This window comes from Muricoccus nepalensis (assembly GCF_006438825.1).
GTDB classification, from domain to species: domain Bacteria; phylum Pseudomonadota; class Alphaproteobacteria; order Acetobacterales; family Acetobacteraceae; genus Roseomonas; species Roseomonas nepalensis.
Genome location: NZ_RCZP01000122.1, coordinates 1 through 1,900 on the forward strand (window position 1 = coordinate 1; position 1,900 = coordinate 1,900).

The 1,900-nt window shown below is 65.5% G+C and carries 4 protein-coding genes and 1 pseudogene; all 5 read left to right on the forward strand.

The features are described 5' to 3' along the window. Positions 1 to 283: transposase (locus EAH89_RS30870; RefSeq protein WP_140888017.1), on the forward strand; the 283-nt coding region annotated here is incomplete at its 5' end. 34 nt (positions 284 to 317) lie between these two features. Continuing rightward, on the forward strand, positions 318 to 446 hold the full coding sequence (locus EAH89_RS33315) for a hypothetical protein (protein ID WP_277753921.1): 129 nt from the start codon (positions 318 to 320) through the stop codon (positions 444 to 446). Between the two features lie 33 nt (positions 447 to 479). Continuing rightward, positions 480 to 698, forward strand: a pseudogene (locus EAH89_RS30875) (transposase); the annotation flags it as partial. A gap of 80 nt (positions 699 to 778) precedes the next feature. Then, a protein-coding gene (locus tag EAH89_RS30880; RefSeq protein ID WP_140888020.1) for an IS5 family transposase occupies positions 779 to 1,542 on the forward strand; the annotation gives its coding sequence in 2 pieces (ribosomal slippage) (positions 779 to 1,112 and positions 1,112 to 1,542; 765 coding nt in all). 131 nt (positions 1,543 to 1,673) lie between these two features. Next, positions 1,674 to 1,900 (forward strand): helix-turn-helix domain-containing protein (locus EAH89_RS30885; RefSeq protein ID WP_140887992.1); only part of this gene is annotated, 227 nt, incomplete at its 3' end.

A 1,900-nucleotide genomic window follows, 5' to 3' on the forward strand; every position in this document is an offset into this window, starting at 1 on the left:
CTTGCTGAAGCTCTACGCCGACGGCGGGTACCAGGGCGCCAACTTCCAGGCCGGGCTGCGCACGACCTGCCGCCAGATCAACCTCGAGATCGTCAAGCGATCCGAGTTGCGCAAGTTTGTCGTGCTGCCGAAGCGCTGGATTGTCGAGCGCACCATTGCCTGGCTGAACCGCTGCCGCCGATTGGCCAAGGACTGGGAGTGCCTGAACCGACGTGCACTTGCCTTCCTACGTTGGGCATCCGTCCGCCGCATGCTTCGAAAGCTATGTCAGAAAACCACATGATCTCGGACGGACTCTTAGACGTCAGGAGCACAAAATGCGCCCCGAACAGTACCTGTCGAACACCACGGCCTCCCTGCGGGCGTTCTACAGCCTCTCTGCTGCCCAGGCCCGCGAACTTGAACTAGGGTCAGGACCCATTAATCAGGGCTGGCGCCTGATCTGAAGGGCTGATTCCATGGTGGCCGGAGGTGCTGCCATGGCTGACCTGTTCTGGCTGACGAGGGCGCAGATCCGACGGATCGCGCCCTATTTCCCGCTCTCGCACGGGGTGCCACGGGTGGACGATCAGCGGGTGGTCAGCGGCATTCTCCACGTCATCCGCAACGGCCTGCGCTGGCGCGACGCCCCGGCGGCCTACGGACCCCACAAGACCCTGTACAACCGCTTCGTGCGATGGAGCCGTCTCGGCGTGTTCAACCNCTAGGGTCAGGACCCATTAATCAGGGCTGGCGCCTGATCTGAAGGGCTGATTCCATGGTGGCCGGAGGTGCTGCCATGGCTGACCTGTTCTGGCTGACGAGGGCGCAGATCCGACGGATCGCGCCCTATTTCCCGCTCTCGCACGGGGTGCCACGGGTGGACGATCAGCGGGTGGTCAGCGGCATTCTCCACGTCATCCGCAACGGCCTGCGCTGGCGCGACGCCCCGGCGGCCTACGGACCCCACAAGACCCTGTACAACCGCTTCGTGCGATGGAGCCGTCTCGGCGTGTTCAACCGCATCTTCGCAGGGCTCGCGGGCCGAGCGGGTGAGCCGGAACGCCTGATGATCGACGCCACCCACCTCAAGGCGCACCGCACGGCGGCAAGCCTACTCAAAAAGGGGATGTTCCCCGCCGTATCGGGCGCACCAAGGGCGGCCTGAACTCCAAGCTCCATGCCGTCTGTGACGGCAAGGGCCGCCCCGTGGTCCTGCTGCTCACCGAAGGGCAGATGAGCGACCACAGGGGCGCGGCCCTAATGCTGTCCAGCCTGCCACGCGCCAAGGAGCTGCTCGGCGACAAGGGCTATGACAGCAACCGCTTTCGCGAGGCGCTCGTCGAGCGCGGAATCGCGCCCTGCATTCCGTCAAGCAAGAGCCGTAAGGTCCCGCTCCCTTACGACAAGGCCCTCTACCGCCAGAGGCACCGCATCGAGAACATGTTCGGCCGCCTGAAGGACTGGCGCCGCATCGCCATGCGCTACGACCGCTGCGCGCACACATTCATGTCCGCCATCTGCCTCGCAGCCACCGTGCTCTTCTGGATCAATGAGCGCTGACTTCCAACGGCACGGCACTGCCCCAGGATTTAGCCATGTAATACCGCCGAGCGGATGAACTGACTCTGGTGTGATTTCCGCGTAGGCGGGGATGGTGATTCGCTTCAGGCCTGACCTGGCGGGGTAGGCGGATGGGGCGAGCCCTGGAGATCCGGAGGGATGTGGCGAGTGCGGGCGATCTCCGGCGCTTGGCGCGGCGCGAGCGGAACCGACGAACCGCGACGCGGATGCTGGCGGTGGCGCAYGCKCTGGACGGGCTGAGCCGGGCGGAGGCGGCACGGCTGGTGGGGCTGGAGCGGCAGGCGTTGCGTGACGCGGTGGTGCGCTTCAACGCTGAGGGCCTGGAGGGTCTGCGAGA

Bases quoted from the DNA above. Each gene is read 5' to 3' on its own strand.
- EAH89_RS33315 (WP_277753921.1), top strand. From the start codon at position 318: ATGCGCCCCGAACAGTACCTGTCGAACACCACGGCCTCCCTGCGGGCG.